Annotated in this window: 15 protein-coding genes; 4 read left to right on the top strand and 11 right to left on the bottom strand. The window is 62.1% G+C overall.

Going from position 1 to position 16,627, the window contains the following annotated elements; all coding sequences use genetic code 11:
- The first annotated feature begins 40 nt into the window (after positions 1 to 40).
- Positions 41 to 487: a TadE/TadG family type IV pilus assembly protein gene (locus AC0Z4S_RS06180; RefSeq protein WP_485622420.1), complete on the top strand. Its 447-nt coding sequence runs from the start codon at positions 41 to 43 to the stop codon at positions 485 to 487.
- Entirely contained in the window at positions 484 to 3,246 is a 2,763-nt protein-coding gene (locus tag AC0Z4S_RS06175) for a PAS domain-containing sensor histidine kinase (protein ID WP_485622419.1), read from the top strand. The genes AC0Z4S_RS06180 and AC0Z4S_RS06175 overlap by 4 nt, the downstream gene beginning before the upstream one ends.
- Here AC0Z4S_RS06175 and AC0Z4S_RS06170 read toward each other — a convergent pair.
- From AC0Z4S_RS06170 to AC0Z4S_RS06150, 5 genes are all read right to left on the bottom strand, one after another.
- The gene (locus AC0Z4S_RS06170) at positions 3,231 to 5,228 is read right to left on the bottom strand and encodes a pilus assembly protein TadG-related protein (protein WP_485622418.1); all 1,998 of its coding nucleotides are present in this window, start codon (positions 5,226 to 5,228) and stop codon (positions 3,231 to 3,233) included. The genes AC0Z4S_RS06175 and AC0Z4S_RS06170 overlap by 16 nt on opposite strands.
- A gap of 213 nt (positions 5,229 to 5,441) precedes the next feature.
- Positions 5,442 to 5,999 (bottom strand): DUF4136 domain-containing protein, encoded by a 558-nt coding sequence (locus AC0Z4S_RS06165; RefSeq protein WP_310403750.1) that lies wholly within the window; start codon positions 5,997 to 5,999, stop codon positions 5,442 to 5,444.
- A gap of 41 nt (positions 6,000 to 6,040) precedes the next feature.
- Complete coding sequence (locus AC0Z4S_RS06160) at positions 6,041 to 6,652, bottom strand: DUF4136 domain-containing protein (protein WP_485622417.1); 612 nt, start codon at positions 6,650 to 6,652, stop codon at positions 6,041 to 6,043.
- A 12-nt stretch (positions 6,653 to 6,664) separates the two neighbouring features.
- Positions 6,665 to 7,414 (bottom strand): methyltransferase, encoded by a 750-nt coding sequence (locus AC0Z4S_RS06155; protein WP_485622416.1) that lies wholly within the window; start codon positions 7,412 to 7,414, stop codon positions 6,665 to 6,667.
- Positions 7,414 to 7,716, bottom strand: coding sequence for a MazG-like family protein (locus tag AC0Z4S_RS06150; protein ID WP_007951009.1), 303 nt, complete (start codon positions 7,714 to 7,716; stop codon positions 7,414 to 7,416). Before AC0Z4S_RS06150 ends, AC0Z4S_RS06155 begins: the two co-directional genes overlap by 1 nt.
- A 244-nt stretch (positions 7,717 to 7,960) precedes the next feature.
- Here AC0Z4S_RS06150 and AC0Z4S_RS06145 point away from each other — a divergent pair, with 244 nt between their 5' ends.
- The gene (locus AC0Z4S_RS06145; protein WP_039757018.1) at positions 7,961 to 8,254 is read left to right on the top strand and encodes a hypothetical protein; all 294 of its coding nucleotides are present in this window, start codon (positions 7,961 to 7,963) and stop codon (positions 8,252 to 8,254) included.
- A gap of 148 nt (positions 8,255 to 8,402) precedes the next feature.
- Positions 8,403 to 9,752: an MATE family efflux transporter gene (locus AC0Z4S_RS06140; protein ID WP_485622415.1), complete on the top strand. Its 1,350-nt coding sequence runs from the start codon at positions 8,403 to 8,405 to the stop codon at positions 9,750 to 9,752.
- 9 nt (positions 9,753 to 9,761) lie between these two features.
- On the opposite strand, the gene AC0Z4S_RS06135 is transcribed toward AC0Z4S_RS06140, so the two are convergent.
- From AC0Z4S_RS06135 to AC0Z4S_RS06110, 6 genes are all read right to left on the bottom strand, one after another.
- Entirely contained in the window at positions 9,762 to 10,553 is a 792-nt protein-coding gene (locus tag AC0Z4S_RS06135) for a DUF4123 domain-containing protein (protein ID WP_253498734.1), read from the bottom strand.
- Positions 10,550 to 11,896: a type VI secretion system Vgr family protein gene (locus AC0Z4S_RS06130; protein ID WP_485622414.1), complete on the bottom strand. Its 1,347-nt coding sequence runs from the start codon at positions 11,894 to 11,896 to the stop codon at positions 10,550 to 10,552. The genes AC0Z4S_RS06135 and AC0Z4S_RS06130 overlap by 4 nt, the downstream gene beginning before the upstream one ends.
- A gap of 233 nt (positions 11,897 to 12,129) precedes the next feature.
- Positions 12,130 to 14,043, bottom strand: coding sequence for an arginine decarboxylase (speA, locus tag AC0Z4S_RS06125; protein ID WP_016771856.1), 1,914 nt, complete (start codon positions 14,041 to 14,043; stop codon positions 12,130 to 12,132).
- Positions 14,044 to 14,263: 220 nt separating this feature from the next.
- Positions 14,264 to 14,635 carry a translation initiation factor Sui1 gene (locus tag AC0Z4S_RS06120; RefSeq protein WP_007951016.1) on the bottom strand — a complete coding sequence of 124 codons (372 nt, stop codon included), beginning with the start codon at positions 14,633 to 14,635 and terminating at the stop codon, positions 14,264 to 14,266.
- Positions 14,636 to 14,952: 317 nt separating this feature from the next.
- Positions 14,953 to 15,510: an NUDIX hydrolase gene (locus tag AC0Z4S_RS06115; RefSeq protein ID WP_253498728.1), complete on the bottom strand. Its 558-nt coding sequence runs from the start codon at positions 15,508 to 15,510 to the stop codon at positions 14,953 to 14,955.
- Between the two features lie 3 nt (positions 15,511 to 15,513).
- Entirely contained in the window at positions 15,514 to 16,581 is a 1,068-nt protein-coding gene (locus AC0Z4S_RS06110; protein ID WP_064362981.1) for a DUF2333 family protein, read from the bottom strand.
- Positions 16,582 to 16,627 lie beyond the last annotated feature (46 nt).

Raw genomic sequence — 16,627 nt, 5'->3', positions numbered from 1 at the left:
ATGCTGATACTACGCAGTGACTGTCAGGGTAGACGCACGCATGAAAAACGGCTTCCGCAGGTCGCAAAAAGGTGCGGTGGCGATCGAATTCGCCTTGGTGTTCATCATCTTTTTCGCGGTGTTTTACGGGCTGGTCAGCTACGGCTTGCCCTTCGTGATGATGCAATCGTTCAACCAGGCCACCGCCGAAGCGGTACGTCGCAGTGTCGCGGTGGACCCGACCACGCCGAACTATTCGACGGTGGTGGTCAACACCGCCAATGCCGCGCTGAGCCAACAACTGCAATGGCTGCCCTCAGCCTTGAATCTGGTGGTCGGGGTCGACACCAGTTCGGCTTACGACGCGGGTAGCGGCACTCTGACCGTCAGCGTCAATTACCCGGTGAGCAAGCTTAATCAGATCATGCCGTTTCTGGTGCTGCCGGGCATTGGCACGGTGCCCAATCTGCCCACGCACCTGACTGCCCGCTCGAGCCTGCAATTTTGACCGCCGGCGATAAGCTCTTCGGGCGTTTGCTCAAGCGTGCGCCCAGCGCTGTCCTGGAGCTGCCGGACCACCTCGGCGCACCGCCCACCGGGCTGCATCTGTATTTGAATGGCGACGGCGAGGTGTTGCAGATCGCCGGCCCGCTGCGGCATTTGCTCGCCCAGCACAAACTCAACGAACAACCGTTGCCGCTCAGCGCCTATCTGTTGCCGCAGAGCCTGTTGACCATCGAAGGTCAGCCACGGGACTGGCACGGGCAATTGCTCGATCTCGACTTTCCCGGCCTGAATGATCAGCCGCTGCACTTGCGCGGCTGGGTGCAACCATTGGGTGACGGCTGGCTGCTGCAGCTGCTCGACATCGCCGACCTGCTGCTTGAACGTCAGCAATCGCGTGATCGCGACGCCTGCCAGACCCTCGCCGCGCAGGTCAGCGATCATCTGCGCACATGCAGTCTCACGCGTTTGCCGACGGTGCTTGGCGAACAATTGCAGGCCATCGCCCAGCGCTGGCATATCCCCTGCCTGGCCGTGGCGCTGCTCGATGAACAGGCCCAGGGCTGGCAGATTCATCAACAGTTTCGTGGCCATGACGCTCCACAATTGTGGGAGGACGGCAAGCCATTGGGCACACCGCTGGACAGCCTCAACGGCAGCGCGCCGCAACGCCTCGCCGGCCAGCAGGGCCGTTATGAACACTCGCGTTTGCAAGCCACCTTCGGCAATGCCAATGGTTTCGCCGTGCCCTACAGCAATGATCAAGGCGTGGTCGCGTGGCTGCTTTGCGGGTTTTACACGGTCGACAACGTGGCGCCATGGCTGACCGATCGCGACTGGCTGACCCTGGCCGGCGCACTGGCCGGGCCGTTGCTCAGCCGCTTGCGCGAGCAGCGCCATGTGCAGTCGATGGAGCGTCTCGATTCCCTGCAACACCTGCTCGGTACCGGCTGGTGGGAAATCAGTGCTGACGGACAGATCGCCCTGGCGCCGTCGCTGGCCTCGGCACTGGACCTCAGCGACCGCACGCTGTCGGTGGAGGACTGGCTGATGCTGTTCCATCCCGCCGACCGCGACGAGTTGCGCAGCCGTTTGCGGGCCCTGCAACTGCAAGGAGAAGCGCTGACCCTGAGCGTACGCCTGCACCGTGCGGATGTCGGCGCAACCGCGACGTGGTACCGGATTCAGGGCCAGGTCAGCGGCACGGGTGAGCATCGGCGTCTGGTCGGGTTCATGCTCGACATCAGCGATATCCAGAATCAACAACAACGGGCCGCCGCTGCTCATGCGCGGCTGGATAATCTGATCGCCAGTTCGCCGGCGGTGATCTATGTGCAGCGTTATCAGGAAGGCGCGCTGATCCCGGCGTTTTTCAGCGCCAGCCTGCAACCCTTGCTCGGCTGGACGCTGGAAGACTGCGACGCGGCAGCACTGATCGAACGCGTGCATCCCGACGACCGCGAACTGTATTTCCAGCGCAACCGCGAGTTGCTGCGCGAGGGTTCGGTGCGTACGCGTTATCGCTTGCGTGACAGCCGTGGCGACTATCACTGGCTGCTCGATGAAGCAAAATTGCTGCGCAACGATCTCGGTCTGCCGGTGGAGGCAGTGGGCCTATGGCTGGATGTTACCGACGCCACCCTCGCCGCCGAGCAGGTCCGCCAGAGCGAAGAGCGCTACCGGATTCTGGTCGAGGATTCCCCGGCGATGATCTGCCGCTATCGCCCGGACCTGACGCTGATTTTTGGCAACCGACCCTTGGCGACTTATCTGGAATGCACCCCGGAACAACTGCCCGGGGTTGATCTGGGCGGCTGGATGTCCGAGGAACAGCGCGGTGCTTTTGTGCAGCGCCTGAGCCAACTGACCCCGGAACAACCGGTGAGCACTGCGGAAATCAACCTGCAACTGCCCGGACGCGAACACGCCTGGTGGATGTGGTCGGATCGCGGCGTGTTCGACGAGCGCGGCCAGTTGATCGAGGTGCAAGCCGTGGGCCGCGACAACACCGAAGTGCGCCGCTCGCAACAGCAACTCACGCAGAGCGCGAAAATGGCCACCCTCGGCGAAATGGCCACCGGCCTCGCACACGAGATCAATCAGCCGCTGAACGTAATGCGCATGGCCATCGTCAACGTGCTCAAGCGCCTCGGCAACGGTGATGTGCAGATCGATTACCTGACCGACAAACTCAAGCGCATCGATGCCCAGGTGCAACGCGCAGCGAAAGTGGTCGACCACATGCGCGTCTTCGGTCGGCGCTCGGAAATCGAACAACAACTGTTCAACCCGGCCCAGGCTATCGAAGGCACTTTGTCGCTGCTGGCCGAGGGCATGCGCGGTAAAGGTGTCGACCTGCGCATCAGCGAGACCGGTTTCGAGGCGCAGGTGCGCGGCTACGTCGATCAGCTGGAACAGGTGCTGATCAACCTGATGGTCAACGCCCGCGACGCGCTGCTCGGCAAACGCGACAGCGACTCAGCGTTCAAGCCATGGATTTCGATCTACGCCGAGCGTGACGAAGAAAGCGTGCGCTTGTGGGTCGAGGACAACGGCGGCGGTATCGATCCGCGTTTGCTGGAGCGGATCTTCGAGCCGTTCTTCACCACCAAACCGATCGGCGTCGGCACCGGCCTGGGCCTGTCGGTGAGCTACGGCATCATCGCCAACATGGGCGGCCAATTGAGCGTGCGCAACTCGGCAGAAGGCGCGCGGTTCTGCATCGAACTGCCGATCGCCACGGACGATCAGATCACCAGATAAGCCTTGCCGGTCTGCCCGCAGGTCATGTTGGCGCCCACCTCAGTGTTCATCAGGTTGATCCCCAGGCCTTTGAGCAGATTGTTCAACAGCGGATCGAGCAGAGGACTGATCAACCCGGTGACCACCGGCAACAAGCGGTTGCTGACATCGCTGATCAGTGAAGCCACACCGGTGACGATGGCGCCCAGCGGATTGCTGCCCACCGGTTTGTAGACGATCAGGTTGATCCCGGACAGGGTGTTCGCCAGACTGCCGACGATGTTGCTGGTCGGCGCGGCGGGCAGCAGGCTCGGCGGTAGTTTGAGGTTGGCCGGGGTGGCGAAGGGCGTGGTACTGGAGAACAGCAGGTTCTGCGTGGTTTGCGCGACGCTGGTGTCGAGTTTTAGGGCGATGCCACCGGCGCCGTATTGCACGTGGGAGGCGGCATCGCAGCTGCCGATGCCGAGAATCTTGTGGCAGGTGATGATGCCGAGATCGACCAGCGGCAACGGCGCCACCGTTGGTTCGGCGACTGAAGAGAACGCTGCGACGGGATCGATCTTGCCGAGCTTGAGATCAGCCAGAGAGGTCGTGGTGGTGGCGGTCAGGCTTTTGCTGTCGGTATCGCCGGTCGGGCAGCGGTAATCGCTGACATAGCTTTTCGCCCCGCCGGCATCCAGCGCGATGTCGATCTGCGGTGAGGGCAGCAGCTTCGGATCGAGCTGTTGGCAGCCGGCACCCAACAGGCAGAGCACTGAGTTGAGCGTGTCCACCAGGTTCAGGCTCAGCAATGCATTGAGTGTCGGCGTCAACGTACCGACCAGGCCGAGGACTGCATTGGTCAACCCGGTCACCCCGTTCAGCACCGGCAAATTCACCGACAACAGCGTGCGAACCTGCGCAGTGCGTACATAAATCCGATCGGGTCCCAATGGATCGACCTTGGCCCGCGCCGGGTCGCCAATCGCCGAGAACTGCGGCGGCTCGATCACCTTCACCCGCACCGTGACACCGGCCAGCCCCAGCACATTGACCGGTAGGGTCGCCGCCACCGCGCTCTTGCTGTTGGCCAGTTGCACCACGCCTTGCACCAGTTGCAGCAATTGCAGATTGGCATCCAGCCCCGCCGCCGTGGTGCCGGTTTGCAGTTGCAGGATCTCGCCGAGTCTGACCGGCGCCGCGTTGATTGCGGCGACCTGCAACTGACCCAGCGCGGTGACCACTTGCGCGGTCGCGCCGTTGAGTTGTACCACCGTCGCCGCTGCCTGAATCAGTTGCGTCACGGTCGCTTGGGTATTGAGCAACTGGGTGTAATTGCCGGCACCGACGTTGAGGTCGATCGCCAGTTGATCGAGGTATTTGAGCAGGTTGATATCGGTGTGCAGCAAACCGTCCCAGCCCAACGCCGTGAGGTTGACGTTGCCGCCGAGCAGCCCGGAAAACAACGGATTGAGGATGTTCGACTGCGCCGTGTCGATGCTGGCGAGGGTGCTGCGAATATTCAGTTGGGCGACGGTCGGCTGCGGTTTGGCGGCAACTGCCGAAGCATTGAGTGTGGTGTTGAGGCTGACCGGCGTGGCGCTGAACAGCGCCTGCACACCGCCGGCAAAACTGGTGGTGACCGTGCGGCTGGCGACGACTTTGACTGCGGTGGATTGCGTAGCATCCAGGGTGAAACTGCGCAGACCGCTGGCAGCGGTGGCCAGGGTGCCGCAGGTGGTGGCGAGGGTGTTGTTGGCATCGACGAGGTAGCCATTGCGCAGCGCACTTTGCCCGGCGTAACTGGCGGCGGTCAGCCCGGGCAGGCAATTGCCGCCGCGACTGACCGCTTCGAGGGCGGCGGTATCCACCACCCGCTGCAGTTTGCGCTGTTCCATGTACAAGCGACCACTGTCGACCACCAGCAGCATCATCACCAGCGCCAGGCTCAGGGTGGCGGCTGCCATCAGGCCGATCGCCCCGCGTTGCCGGGCCGGGCCGTTGCATTGCGATCCTCGCGACATGGCGCACTCCTGTGCCGGCGCAGTGCCGAGCTACCTGCGTTGGTGACAGTGAGTGTAGACGCGGCTGCTGGCAATGCGCTCCTGGCATGGCAAATCACCGTAGGAGCTGCCGAAGGCTGCGATCCTTTGATCTTGCCTCTGAAAATCAAAAGATCGCAGCCTTCGGCAGCTCCTACAGGGAATTTGCGTCCGGGCGGGAAAAGGACCGTTCATTCAACGCGGTGGATAGTTCGCCAGAATCCGCGCCACGGTCTCGCGAATGGCATTGCTGCGATCCGCCGGATTCGGGCGGCTGCTGAGCATTTGTTCATCGCTGCCGCGCCAGACCAGTTTGCCGTCCTTGCCGTCGAGCAGGTCGATCTGAATGGTCGCGACCTTGTAGGTGATGTTGCGCGTTTCGTTGTACATCGGCGCGCCCCAGTAGCCGTTCCACGGACCACCCCAACCGCCGCCGTAATTGGTCGTCACCTGCTGCTGACGATCTTCGACGATCAGGTAGGTCTGTACGCTCAGATCACCTTTGCCGCCGCCAGCGGCCGGGCGCAAACCGCGCTGATCGAGTTGATCGGACACCGCCTGGCGGATGCGCTGTTCGGTCAGGTCACTCTTGATGCGCGGATCATCGGGGCGGTATTGCAGGGCCGGGTCTTTCCAGCTCCAGCTGCGATAAGCGGCAAAGTCGCGGCTGGCGTCGAAGTCGTGATTGACCTGGTTGGCAGCGCAGGCGCTGAGCAGCGCGGCAACAGCGAGTAGAGCGAGACGGCGGAACATGATGTTTCTCCGGGTGAAGACATGAACCTGCTGACACGACGTCAGCTGGGAGGATACGCCGCCATGGCTTTTTCCACAGCCTCGCGAATCGCATCGGCGCGTTCGATCTGATTGCCCTGGGTGCCGGTTTCGGCGCTGGCGCTCCACACCGGCTGACCGTTGCCGGCATCGAACAGATCGACCCGCACCACCACGACCTGCTCCTGATAAGTGCGCATGATCGGCACGGTGTTGTACATGCCGTAACCGCGACCATACCGATCATAGCCGCCGTATCCGCCGTAGTAGCCGTAATCGTCGCGGACCTGGCGCAAGCGGGTTTCCAGACGCAGATCGGCGCTGACCAGCAGGTCGGCCGGGCGGTTGTCGCGCATCGGGCGCAAGCCGCGCTGGTCGAGGGCGTTGCTGACTGCCTCGGCCACTTGCGCCGAATCGGCCCACGCCGTGCCCGGCGGCAACTGCCCGTTGCGCCAGGCCCAGTTGCGGTAGCGCCCGTAATCACGCGCCGGCGCCGGGTAGGCGCTGCGGTCGAAGGTGGTGGCAGCTTGCGGCGGTGCCGGCGGCAAGGGCCGCGACTGCGCCACGTAGGGGTTGCTGCCCTGACAGGCGGCCAACCCCAGACACATCAGCAATAACCCGCATTGAGCTTTCATGTCGCGCTCCGCTCAGATCGGCCGGCAGATCCAGTGCAAGTAACGCCCAAGCCCGGCGAAGCCTGGGTGACGACGGTGCGCGAGTTCCATTTCCAGCAAATCCGCCAGTTCGGCGCGGGCCTGGAATTCCACCGGCATGTAATCGTGAAATACCCGTACGCCGCTCTGACTTTCGACCTGCCACATACCCGCGAGTTGCGTTGCCAATTCCCGAGGGTCGAGAGGCTGCTGCGGGGTCAGGCTCTGCTTCTCGCCGGCCATGACGTTCTTGCGCATCTTCTTGAAATGACCCTTGAGCAGATTGCGGTAGATCAGCGCATCGCGGTTGTAGAACGCCAGCGACAACCAGCCGCCGGGTTTGGTCAATTGGTGCAGCACCGGCAAAATCGCGTGGGGTTCGGCCAGCCATTCCAGCACGGCGTGGCAGATCACCAGGTCGTAGGGTTCAGTGAGCTGGCCGGGCAGTTCCTGCCACGGCGCCTGAATGAATGTCGCCGTCTGCCCTGCATCGGCAAAGCGCTGTCGAGCGCCTTCGAGCATCGGCTCGGCCGGCTCGGTAAAGGTCACATCGTGCCCACGCTCTGCCAGCCACAGCGACATATGGCCCAGACCGCCACCGATGTCGAGCACCCGCAACGGGCGATCCGGCAGTGCTTCGGCAAGGTCAGCCTGCAACACCGCGAGACGAATGGCACCTTTGGCGCCGCCATAGATTTTTTCGGCGAAACGCGTCGCCAACTGATCGAAATGCCGGTCGCTCATCAGCTGAACCGCCGTTCACTGTCAGCAAGTTTGCTGCGCACCACTTCATTCATGTCCAACCCCAACTCGCTGCACAGCAGCAACAGATACAACACGATGTCACCCACTTCCTGCCCGGCGTGGGCGAGTTTGTCCGCCGGCAACTGGCGCGACTGGTCTTCCGTCAGCCACTGGAAGATCTCCACCAGTTCGGACATCTCGACGCTGGCGGCCATGGCAAGGTTTTTCGGGCTGTGAAATTGCCGCCAGTCATTGCGATCGCGAATGGCGTGCAGGCGTTCGGTCAGTTCAACAAGGTTCATCGGGCTCTCCTGAAGACGCATAGCTTCGGGGGGATGGGGGCTGAAGGCAAGCAGCGCAGATGATCTATTGTGGGAGCGAGCCTGCTCGCGAAGGCGTCGGGTCAGGTAACGGATGGAGTGAATGACACACCGCATTCGCGAGCAAGCTCGCTCCCACAGGGATTGAGTAAACCTTCTATCATGCAGGGAACTCGGCCGCCCTCGGCGTGGCCCAACGCTCAGCTCTTTCATCAGGGATGCACACATGCGTGTAGAAAGCTTTTTCGAATGGCTCGGCCAGGCACTCGGTTCGGTCATCCGCTTTATCGTCGATGGCCTCAGCGGCCTGTTCAACATGCTCAGCAACGCTGGCGGCAACTTTGTCGACGGCCTGGCGCAGACGCTGGGGATGGACACTTCGATCATCAGCATCATCGCGCTGATCGTTGGCCTGATGCTGTTGTGGTCGGCGATCCGGGCGTTCATGAATGCGTCGATCATTGCCGGGATCATCTGGTTGCTGCTGGGGTTGTGGTTGTTGAGCTGGATCATCCATTAACCCACCGCCCCCTGTAGGAGTGAGCCTGCTCGCGATCGCGGTATGTCATTCGAAGCTTGTGTGACTGAACGGGCGCTATCGCGAGCAGGCTCACTCCTACAGTAAATTGCGTTAATCGCTACAATCCCCGCTCCCCCAAGGAGCCTGCATGTCCTCTCTGCTTACCGACTGGCGCGACCGCCCGACTCACCGCAAGGTCTGGGCGCTTGCCGCGCCGATGATCCTGTCCAATATTTCCGTGCCGCTGGTGGCGCTGGTCGACAGCACTGTCATTGGCCACCTGCCGCATGCCCATCAGTTGGGCGCGGTGGCGGTCGGGGCGAGTCTGTACACGTTTCTGGCCTGGGCGATGGGTTTTCTGCGCATGGGCACCACCGGTTTTGCCGCGCAAGCTGCCGGGCGCAGCGATGGCGCGGCGTTGCGGCAGATTCTGTTGCAGGGCCTGTTGCTGGCGATAGGGCTGGCGGTCGTGCTCGGCTGTCTCGGTGTGCCGCTCAGCGGTGTGGCGCTGCACTTCATGCAGCCGTCGGCGGAACTGGAGCAACTGACCCGGGAGTTTTTCCACACGCGCCTGTTCGGCCTGCCCGCAGCGCTGGCGACGTACGCGCTGGTCGGCTGGTTCCTCGGCACGCAGAACGCGCGGGCGCCGTTGGCGATTCTGCTTAGCACCAACCTGATCAACATCGTTCTCAATCTGTGGTTTGTCATCGGCCTGGACTGGGGCGTGGTCGGCTCCGCTCGCGCTTCGGTGATCGCCGAATGGAGCGGCGCCCTGCTCGGCCTGTGGCTGACGCGCACGGCGTTGCGCGCCTATCCGGGGCAGATCATCTGGTCGACGCTGAAAGTCTGGCAGAGCTGGCGCCCGCTGCTGGCGGTCAACCGTGACATCTTCATCCGCAGCCTCGCCCTGCAATCGGTATTTTTCCTGATCACCGTGCAAGGTGCGCGGCTGGGCGATGCGACCGTGGCGGCCAACGCGCTGCTGCTCAACGGCCTGCTGCTGACGGCCCACGCACTCGATGGACTGGCCCACGCTGTTGAAGCCTTGTGCGGGCATGCCATCGGCGCGCGGGATCGCCTGGCACTGCGTCGGTCACTGGTGGTCGCCGGCGGCTGGTCGCTGATTGCCAGCCTCGGCTTCGCCGTGCTGTTTCTGCTCGCCGGACACTTGTTCATCGAGATGCAGACCGACATCCAGAGTGTGCGCGACACGGCGTTCGTCTACCTGCCTTATCTCGCCGTGCTGCCGCTGATTGCGGTGTGGAGTTACCTGCTCGACGGGCTGTTCATCGGCGCCACCCGCGCACGGGAGATGCGCAACGGCATGCTGCTGACGGTGTTGTTGCTCCTGCCGTTCGCCTGGTTCTTGCAAGCGCTGGGCAATCACGGCCTGTGGATATCTTTTCTGCTGTTCATGGTCTTGCGCAGCGTGACTCTCGGCGCGCAAGCCCTGTGGCTGAAACGCAGCGATGGCTGGTTCAGCGGCAAGGCTCACTGACGGAAACGTTCAGTCCGCCGCGCCCCACTGCCGACGTAAATGGTCGAGCCGTTCCTGCTGGGTCAGACCGGCCGGCGGCGCAACCAGCACGGCGCGCGGGTGCAGCAGGCGTAGCCACAGCCAGCCATCGAGCACAACGCGATCGCTGAAACCCAGCGCCAGACCTTGTTGCACATGCACAGAGATCGTCTGGTAATCGGTGCTCAGAGACTGGCACCAGCGCCAGATGTGTTGCTCCAGCAGGCAGCTTTGCAGGCGTTCGCGCTGGCGCCGGGTCAGGCTTTCTTCAACGCCCAGCGGCTCGACGAGCAAGCCGGGATTACGCAGTTGTTGCCAGCCCTGACTGCCAATGGCGCGGTCGGCCCAGGTGCCGCCAAACCAGCGCAACTGGCGAATCGGCCCGAGCCAGCGACTCAGTTGCTCGGCGTCGCAAGCGTCGAAGAAGTAGCTGGCGGTCTGGCGGTTGTAATAGCTGAGCAAGGCTCGATGATTCAAACCGAAGGAGACGGTGAGCATGCGCTGCAAATGGCTGATCAACTGCTGCGCCGGTATCTCGCAGCTCAGCAATAGGCCGCGCCAGGTGTCCGGGTCGCGCAGGCACAAGGCGGTCAATGCCGGACTTTCGCGCAAGTCAACGAGGACCGGGCCGTGCTCGCTGACCGGTTGAAATTCGGTGCCGTCGAACAACCGGTGACGCTGCACATCGGCAAAGCCCTGGCGCAAGGTCTGCAGGGCGCGTGCCGCGTCCGGGGTATCGAGCAACAGCCATTGCGCCATGGGTTCAAGCGCCGCGCCGCTCATCGTGCGCTGCTCTGATCGAGCGCGGTGAGCAGCCGGCAACTGCACACGGACTCGGCGCAATGATTGAAGCTGCCTCCGCCCGGCATCAGGCACAGCAACAGCAGCGGCTCACCCGACTGCAACAGTTGCTGCAACCCGTCACTGACCAGCAGCTCCGGCAGCGCTGACGGCGCATCGTCCCCGACCGCATCCTCTGGCAACACCGAGGGCTGGAGAACGCCACTGACCACCGGCCGATCAGGATCGCCTTCAAGAAAACTCACCACGACCTCCACGCCTTCGGCCAGCGCCGCCGAAGGCAAATCGCTCAGGGTTGGCGCGAGCGGCAGCCAGCAATGGCTCGGCGCTGCGCCCTCGCCCTGATAGAGCCAGTCGAATTGCACCGCGACCGGCCGCGAGCAATCAGGTTGCGCTTCATCGACAGAGACCACCCAGGCACGCTGCGGGCTGTGCATGCGTTGCTTGGGTTGCGTAGCGGCGGGTGCACAGACTGGCACCCGCGCGGCCGCGAACAACCGATTGCCATAGGGCGGTTCGAGAGACTGATCGGCACGGTGTTCGATGCGGGTCAGCAACCATGGGCGGTTGCACTCGATGAAAGGATGGCCCTCCAGCGGCAACCACTGACCGCTGCGCAGCGCTGGCAAATCGCTGTGCCCTTCGGCATTCGGTCCGCGCTGGCTGGCCTGTGAGTCTTCGTGCAGCTGCCATTGGCGCACGGCTGGAGCGACGCAATGGTGCTCATGCTCGCCCTGATAGTGCGCGACGTCTGCCTGGGGCATCCGCGTCGGATCGTCGCCGAACACCAGGCAGTGCCTGTCGCGGTGATGCTCGAAGTAATAATGAATGCGCGCCTCTGCGCACAGGCGCTGGAGCAATTGCAGATCGGATTCGTGATACTGCGTGCAGAACGTACGGGCCGGGTAGTCGCGGTGCAGGTCGAAGCGTCGTTGCAGGCCGACGACACCGTGCTCGCGCAGGACCTGTTCAATCATCTGCGGAACAGAGCGGCCGCTGAAAATGCGCTGACTGACGCGCAATTCGAGGCAGCCAAGCTTCGGCCCGAGCCGCACTCGGCTCAAGCGCAGACCATGGCCGTGTTCATGCTGGACAAGGCTGTGCAATTGCCCGTGCACACCCTGCCCGGGCGGGCCGAAGCACAGGAACGCGGAACGATGCAGCAGGCCGGCGAGATCCAGGTGCGGATCGTCGATCACCACATCGATCTCGAAGACAAAGGGTTCGCTGAGCGCTTCCCTTCCGGTAAAGGCCAGAACTTCGAAGGGGTCGGACAGGCCCGCTACATCGAGACGAAACGACGGCTCGTTGACTGGATCGAACATGGGCGGATCTCTACAGGAGGGGCGGCCGGGGATTCTCGCCGAGAGGCATGGCCGAGTAGAGAGGCGAAGTACAACTTAGGAAATGACCTACGCGAAAAGCAGACCAGATGAGTTTGCTGACCTTGATAGCAAAGGTTTTCGTGAAAAAATCAGGAGATGTCCCACCGGGTCGTCCGAATTTTCCACAGCTTGCGGAAAAAAATCGGACAACCCGGGCGGAACGCTATCGGGTCTCAGGAAGACAGATAGGAAGAGCGGGTCAGGCCCAGACGCAAGGCATCGAGGAACTGCGTGCGCTCGCTGGCACTGATGCGAGCACTGGCGCACTTGTCGCGGTAGTGGGTCATCAGTTCTTCCGGCGACAAGTGCACGTAACGCAGCATGTCTTCGATGGTGTCATGGGTTTCGATACCGGCGTGGTACACGCTGCCGTCGGCGTTCTGGTAGATGTTCACCGAGTCGGTGTCACCGAACAGGTTGTGCATGTCGCCGAGAATTTCCTGATAGGCGCCGACCAGGAACACGCCCAGCAGGTAGTCCTCGCCTTCGTTCAACGCGTGCACTGGCAGGCTGGTTTCGATGCTTTGCTCGTCGACGTACTGGTTGATCTTGCCGTCGGAGTCGCAGGTCAGATCCTGCAGCACCGCGCGGCGCAGCGGCTCTTCGTCGAGGCGGTGCAGCGGGATGATCGGCAACACCTGATCGATCGCCCAGGTGTCCGGCAGGCTCTGGAATACCGAGAAGTTGCAGATGTACTTGTCGGCCAGCTTGTCGTTGAGTTCGTCGAGCACCTGGCGGTGCGAACGCTGGCGGGCTTTCAGCGAGTTGTGCAGGCGCCGGCATACGGCGAAATAGCATTGCTCGGCCAGAGCTTTTTCCGCCAGGGTCAGCTTGCCATCGGCATATTGCGCCGCGACATCACTCATGTAGTGAGTGGCACGCCAGTAGGTTTCGGTGACCATTTCAATGTCGGTCGGGCCGAGCAGGTCCACCAGCCATTGCACGGTTTCCGGCAGGCTCTCTTTGTTTTCGATCAGCGGGATTTCGTCGTTGTGCTTCTCGACGTCGGTGACCTGCACCACCAGCATCGCGTGATGCGCGGTCAGCGAGCGGCCGCTTTCGGAGAAGATGTGCGGATGCGGCAAGCTCTGCGCATCGCAGAATTCCTTGAGCATGCCGACCACGACACCGGCGTAATCGTCCATGTCGTAGTTGATCGAACTGGCGTTGCGCGAGTGGGTGCCGTCGTAGTCGACACCGAGGCCACCGCCGACGTCGATGTGATCGACCGGCAGACCCAGATTGCGCAGTTCGCCGTAGTAACGGATCGCTTCCTTGAAGCCGTGCTGGTAGTCAGCGAGGTTGGCGATCTGCGAACCCATGTGGAAGTGCAGCAGACGAATGCCCTGATCCAGACCGGCGCCACGGAAGCGCTCGACCACTGACAGCAACTGCGCCGCCGACAGGCCGAATTTGGATTTCTCGCCACCGGTGTCCGCCCATTTCGAGGAGGCCAGCGACGACAGGCGCACGCGCAGACCCACCTGTGGCTTGACCTTCAGCGAGGCGGCTTCTTCGATCACCAGACCGACTTCGGATTCTTTCTCGATAACGATGAACACGTTGTGGCCGAGCTTCTGGCCCATCAGCGCCAGACGGATGAACTCGCGGTCCTTGTACCCGTTGCAGACGATGGTGCCGCCCTTCGGCGCCAGCGCCAGCACCGCCAGCAGCTCGGGCTTGGAGCCGGCTTCCAGACCGATGGAGACGTTCTGGGTAGCGATGATGTTCTCGATCACCGCTTCCTGCTGGTTGACCTTGATCGGGTACAGCGCGGTGTACTTGCTCTGGTATTCCAGGCGCTCGATGTTCGAATCGAAGGCACCGGTCAGTTGACGGACACGGTCTTGCAAGATGTCGGGGAAACGCACCAGCAGCGGCAAGGACAAACCGCTCTTGCGCAGCTGGTCGACTTGCTCGAACAGGTCGATGGGCGAGCTGCTCGGGCCGTTCGGACGTACTTCGACGCGACCGGCTTCATTGATCGCGAAATACCCGGCCCCCCAATGGCGAATCCCGTAAACGCTGCGGCTGTCCGCAACTGTCCATTGGCTGCCATCGTCTTTACGTGTGCGTCGTACGGACATCGAAGTCCCCTATAAAGAAGTCAGAGTGCGTCGCCTGACGTTCAGGCCGGCGCAGTCTAAAGAATGAAAATGACGGTTCGTCAGTGCGGCGGTAGACCGCACTGACTGCGTGGAGTTTAGAAACCGGTCATGAACAGGCTCTGTGAAAACCATGGCGACGACGCCGGATCCGAGAACACTCGAAGCCGGATCAAGCCGCCGGAGGGTTTCACAGAGGCTGCTAGCCGCCGGATTTCTTCGCTTTGAAACCGTGCTTGACCAGTTCTGCCAAGAGTAGCTCGACGTGATCGCCCTGGATTTCGATGATGCCGTCCTTCAACGCCCCGCCGGTGCCACAACGTTTCTTCAACGTCGTCGCCAGCTCCTTGAGCGCGTCTTCGGCCAGGGGCACGCCGGTGATGGTGGTCACCGTTTTGCCGCCACGTCCTTTGCTTTCGCGACGCACGCGGGCAATGCCGTCACCGGCCGGGATCACGGTTTGTTTGCAGATACAGGCGTCCACCGGTTTGCTGCATTCCGGGCAATGACGACCTGCGTCGGTGGAAAATACCAGGCCGCCCAGGGCGGCGAAGGATGCGGCTTTCTTGGCCACCGGCAATCCTCTCGGGAGGACAAAGACTGATCGCAACCTTGGGCAAGGTCAGCGACCGCGAAGCCCCACTCAGGCAGGGGCAGCGCTACTGCATCGGAAAGCTTCGAACGCCGGGCTGAATATCTGTAGGAGCTGACGAGTGCAACGAGGCTGCGATCTTTTGATCCTGATCTTTAAAAGCAAGATCAAAAGATCGCAGCCTTCGGCAGCTCCTACAATAAATCTGCAGGCCAACCTCAAACTATCCGGTGCAGCTTGAAAAGGTCGCGCAGTGTAACGGCAAAAATCGCGATTGCTAAGTGCCAATCGGCGCCAATTCATGTGTTCTTTGCGACGTCGCTTTGCTGCGCCTTGAGATAGCGCTTTAACGCGGCCAGAGAGTCCGGGCAATAAGGCTTTTCGCTGATTTCCCGCATGACCTGTTCGACGGGGATGAATCGCGCTTCGAGGACTTCTTCCGGCTGCAGTTTCAGCGGACCGTCCCATACAGCGGAAAACGCCGAACACCACAGACGGTTACCGGTGTCTTCGAAGTAGAAGTGATCGTGCGCGGTGAGTTCGACGCCGCTGACGCCCAGCTCTTCCTCCAGCTCACGGGCCGCCGACTCGGCGTAGCTTTCGTCAGCCTGAACCATGCCACCCGCAGCAACATCCCAGTAACCGGGATAAATCGCCTTGCTCAACGTGCGCCGGTGCACGCACAGCTCACCGGCAGAATTGAACAGCATGATGTAGGTGCCACGGCCGATCAGCCCGCGTTCGCGCAAATCGGAACGCACCAGGGCGCCGAGCAGGTTGTCCTGTTCGTCGACCCAGGCGATCTGTTCGGCGTCCGAGGCGGCGCGATGGGCCGCCTCTCTGGTTGATTGACTCACGTATCAGCCCTGATTGAGCAGTTGACGCAAATCGATCACTGCGGCGTTGGCCCGGGAAATATAGTTGGCCATGACCAGCGAGTGGTTGGCCAACACACCGAAACCGCTGCCATTGAGAATCATCGGGCTCCACACCGGCTCCTGCGAAGCCTCCAGTTCGCGGATGATCTGACGCACGCTGACGGTGGCATTCTTCTTCGCCAGCACATCGGCGAAATCGACTTCGATGGCGCGCAGCAGATGCGACAGTGCCCAGGCCTGGCCCCGTGCTTCGTAGAACACGTTGTCGATCTGCATCCATGGGGTTTCAACGACTTCTTCGTCAACCTGCGGCACTTCGCCGACCGCCGGGACTTCGGTCTTCAGCGCAGTGTTGAGCTTGACCCGACCAACACTGGCCGACAGGCGTTGCGACAGCGAACCGAGACGGGTGCCGACGTCGCCCAGCCAGTTGTTGAGGTTGTCGGCGCGGGCATAGAACAGCGCGTTTTTCTGATTCGGATCGGACAGGCGCGCCTGATAACGGCTCAGGGAGTTGATGCCTTCCTGGTATTCCGACTCGCTGGACGGCAGCACCCAGCTCTTGTTGTCGAAGTTGAAACGCGGTTCGGCCTTGGCCAGATCGGCGTCTTCGGCCGACTGCGATTGCGAACGGGCGAAGTCTTTGCGCAGGGCACGGGTCAGGTCACGCACCTGCACCAGCACGCCGTATTCCCAGCTCGGCGTATTATCCATCCACAGACCCGGCGGGAAACGATCGTTGGAAATGTAGCCGCCCGGCTTGTTGAGCAAGGTGCCGGCGACGGTTTTCAGGGTTTCGACCGTGGTGTAGCCGACCACCATTTGCTTGCCTTCTTTCTCGGCAGCGACCTGGGCATTTTGCGCCACTGGAAACAGTTCTGGCTCCTGGCTCCAGTACCAGCCCAGCGCAATGGTCACCAGCAAGTACAGACCGATCACCGTGGCCAGCGCCCGGCTGAAAAATAGCCCGCCGACATAACTGCGGGTGGCCGACTTGGGCTCGGCGGCACGTTCAGGCGCGCTGCCCGCGCGGTTTTTCCAGTCCAGCATGGCGATATCCTTTCAATCACTTGGGTTCAACGGTTCGACCACAACC

This window comes from Pseudomonas sp. 1L-B-1-E-C1 (genome assembly GCF_057291835.1).
Note: the sequence above shows the minus strand (reverse complement) of the source record. Positions and strands in the feature narration are given on the sequence as shown.

What these genes read in the sequence shown, in the direction of transcription:
- AC0Z4S_RS06145 (WP_039757018.1), top strand. Translation starts at nt 7,961, where the DNA reads ATGCGTGTAGAAAGCTTTTTCGAATGGCTCGGCCAGGCACTCGGTTCG.
- AC0Z4S_RS06135 (WP_253498734.1), bottom strand. Translation starts at nt 10,553, where the DNA reads ATGAGCGGCGCGGCGCTTGAACCCATGGCGCAATGGCTGTTGCTCGAT.
- AC0Z4S_RS06165 (WP_310403750.1), bottom strand. Translation starts at nt 5,999, where the DNA reads ATGTTCCGCCGTCTCGCTCTACTCGCTGTTGCCGCGCTGCTCAGCGCC.
- AC0Z4S_RS06110 (WP_064362981.1), bottom strand. Translation starts at nt 16,581, where the DNA reads ATGCTGGACTGGAAAAACCGCGCGGGCAGCGCGCCTGAACGTGCCGCC.
- AC0Z4S_RS06150 (WP_007951009.1), bottom strand. Translation starts at nt 7,716, where the DNA reads ATGAACCTTGTTGAACTGACCGAACGCCTGCACGCCATTCGCGATCGC.
- AC0Z4S_RS06160 (WP_485622417.1), bottom strand. Translation starts at nt 6,652, where the DNA reads ATGAAAGCTCAATGCGGGTTATTGCTGATGTGTCTGGGGTTGGCCGCC.
- AC0Z4S_RS06170 (WP_485622418.1), bottom strand. Translation starts at nt 5,228, where the DNA reads ATGTCGCGAGGATCGCAATGCAACGGCCCGGCCCGGCAACGCGGGGCG.
- AC0Z4S_RS06155 (WP_485622416.1), bottom strand. Translation starts at nt 7,414, where the DNA reads ATGAGCGACCGGCATTTCGATCAGTTGGCGACGCGTTTCGCCGAAAAA.
- AC0Z4S_RS06130 (WP_485622414.1), bottom strand. Translation starts at nt 11,896, where the DNA reads ATGTTCGATCCAGTCAACGAGCCGTCGTTTCGTCTCGATGTAGCGGGC.
- AC0Z4S_RS06140 (WP_485622415.1), top strand. Translation starts at nt 8,403, where the DNA reads ATGTCCTCTCTGCTTACCGACTGGCGCGACCGCCCGACTCACCGCAAG.
- AC0Z4S_RS06180 (WP_485622420.1), top strand. Translation starts at nt 41, where the DNA reads ATGAAAAACGGCTTCCGCAGGTCGCAAAAAGGTGCGGTGGCGATCGAA.
- speA (WP_016771856.1), bottom strand. Translation starts at nt 14,043, where the DNA reads ATGTCCGTACGACGCACACGTAAAGACGATGGCAGCCAATGGACAGTT.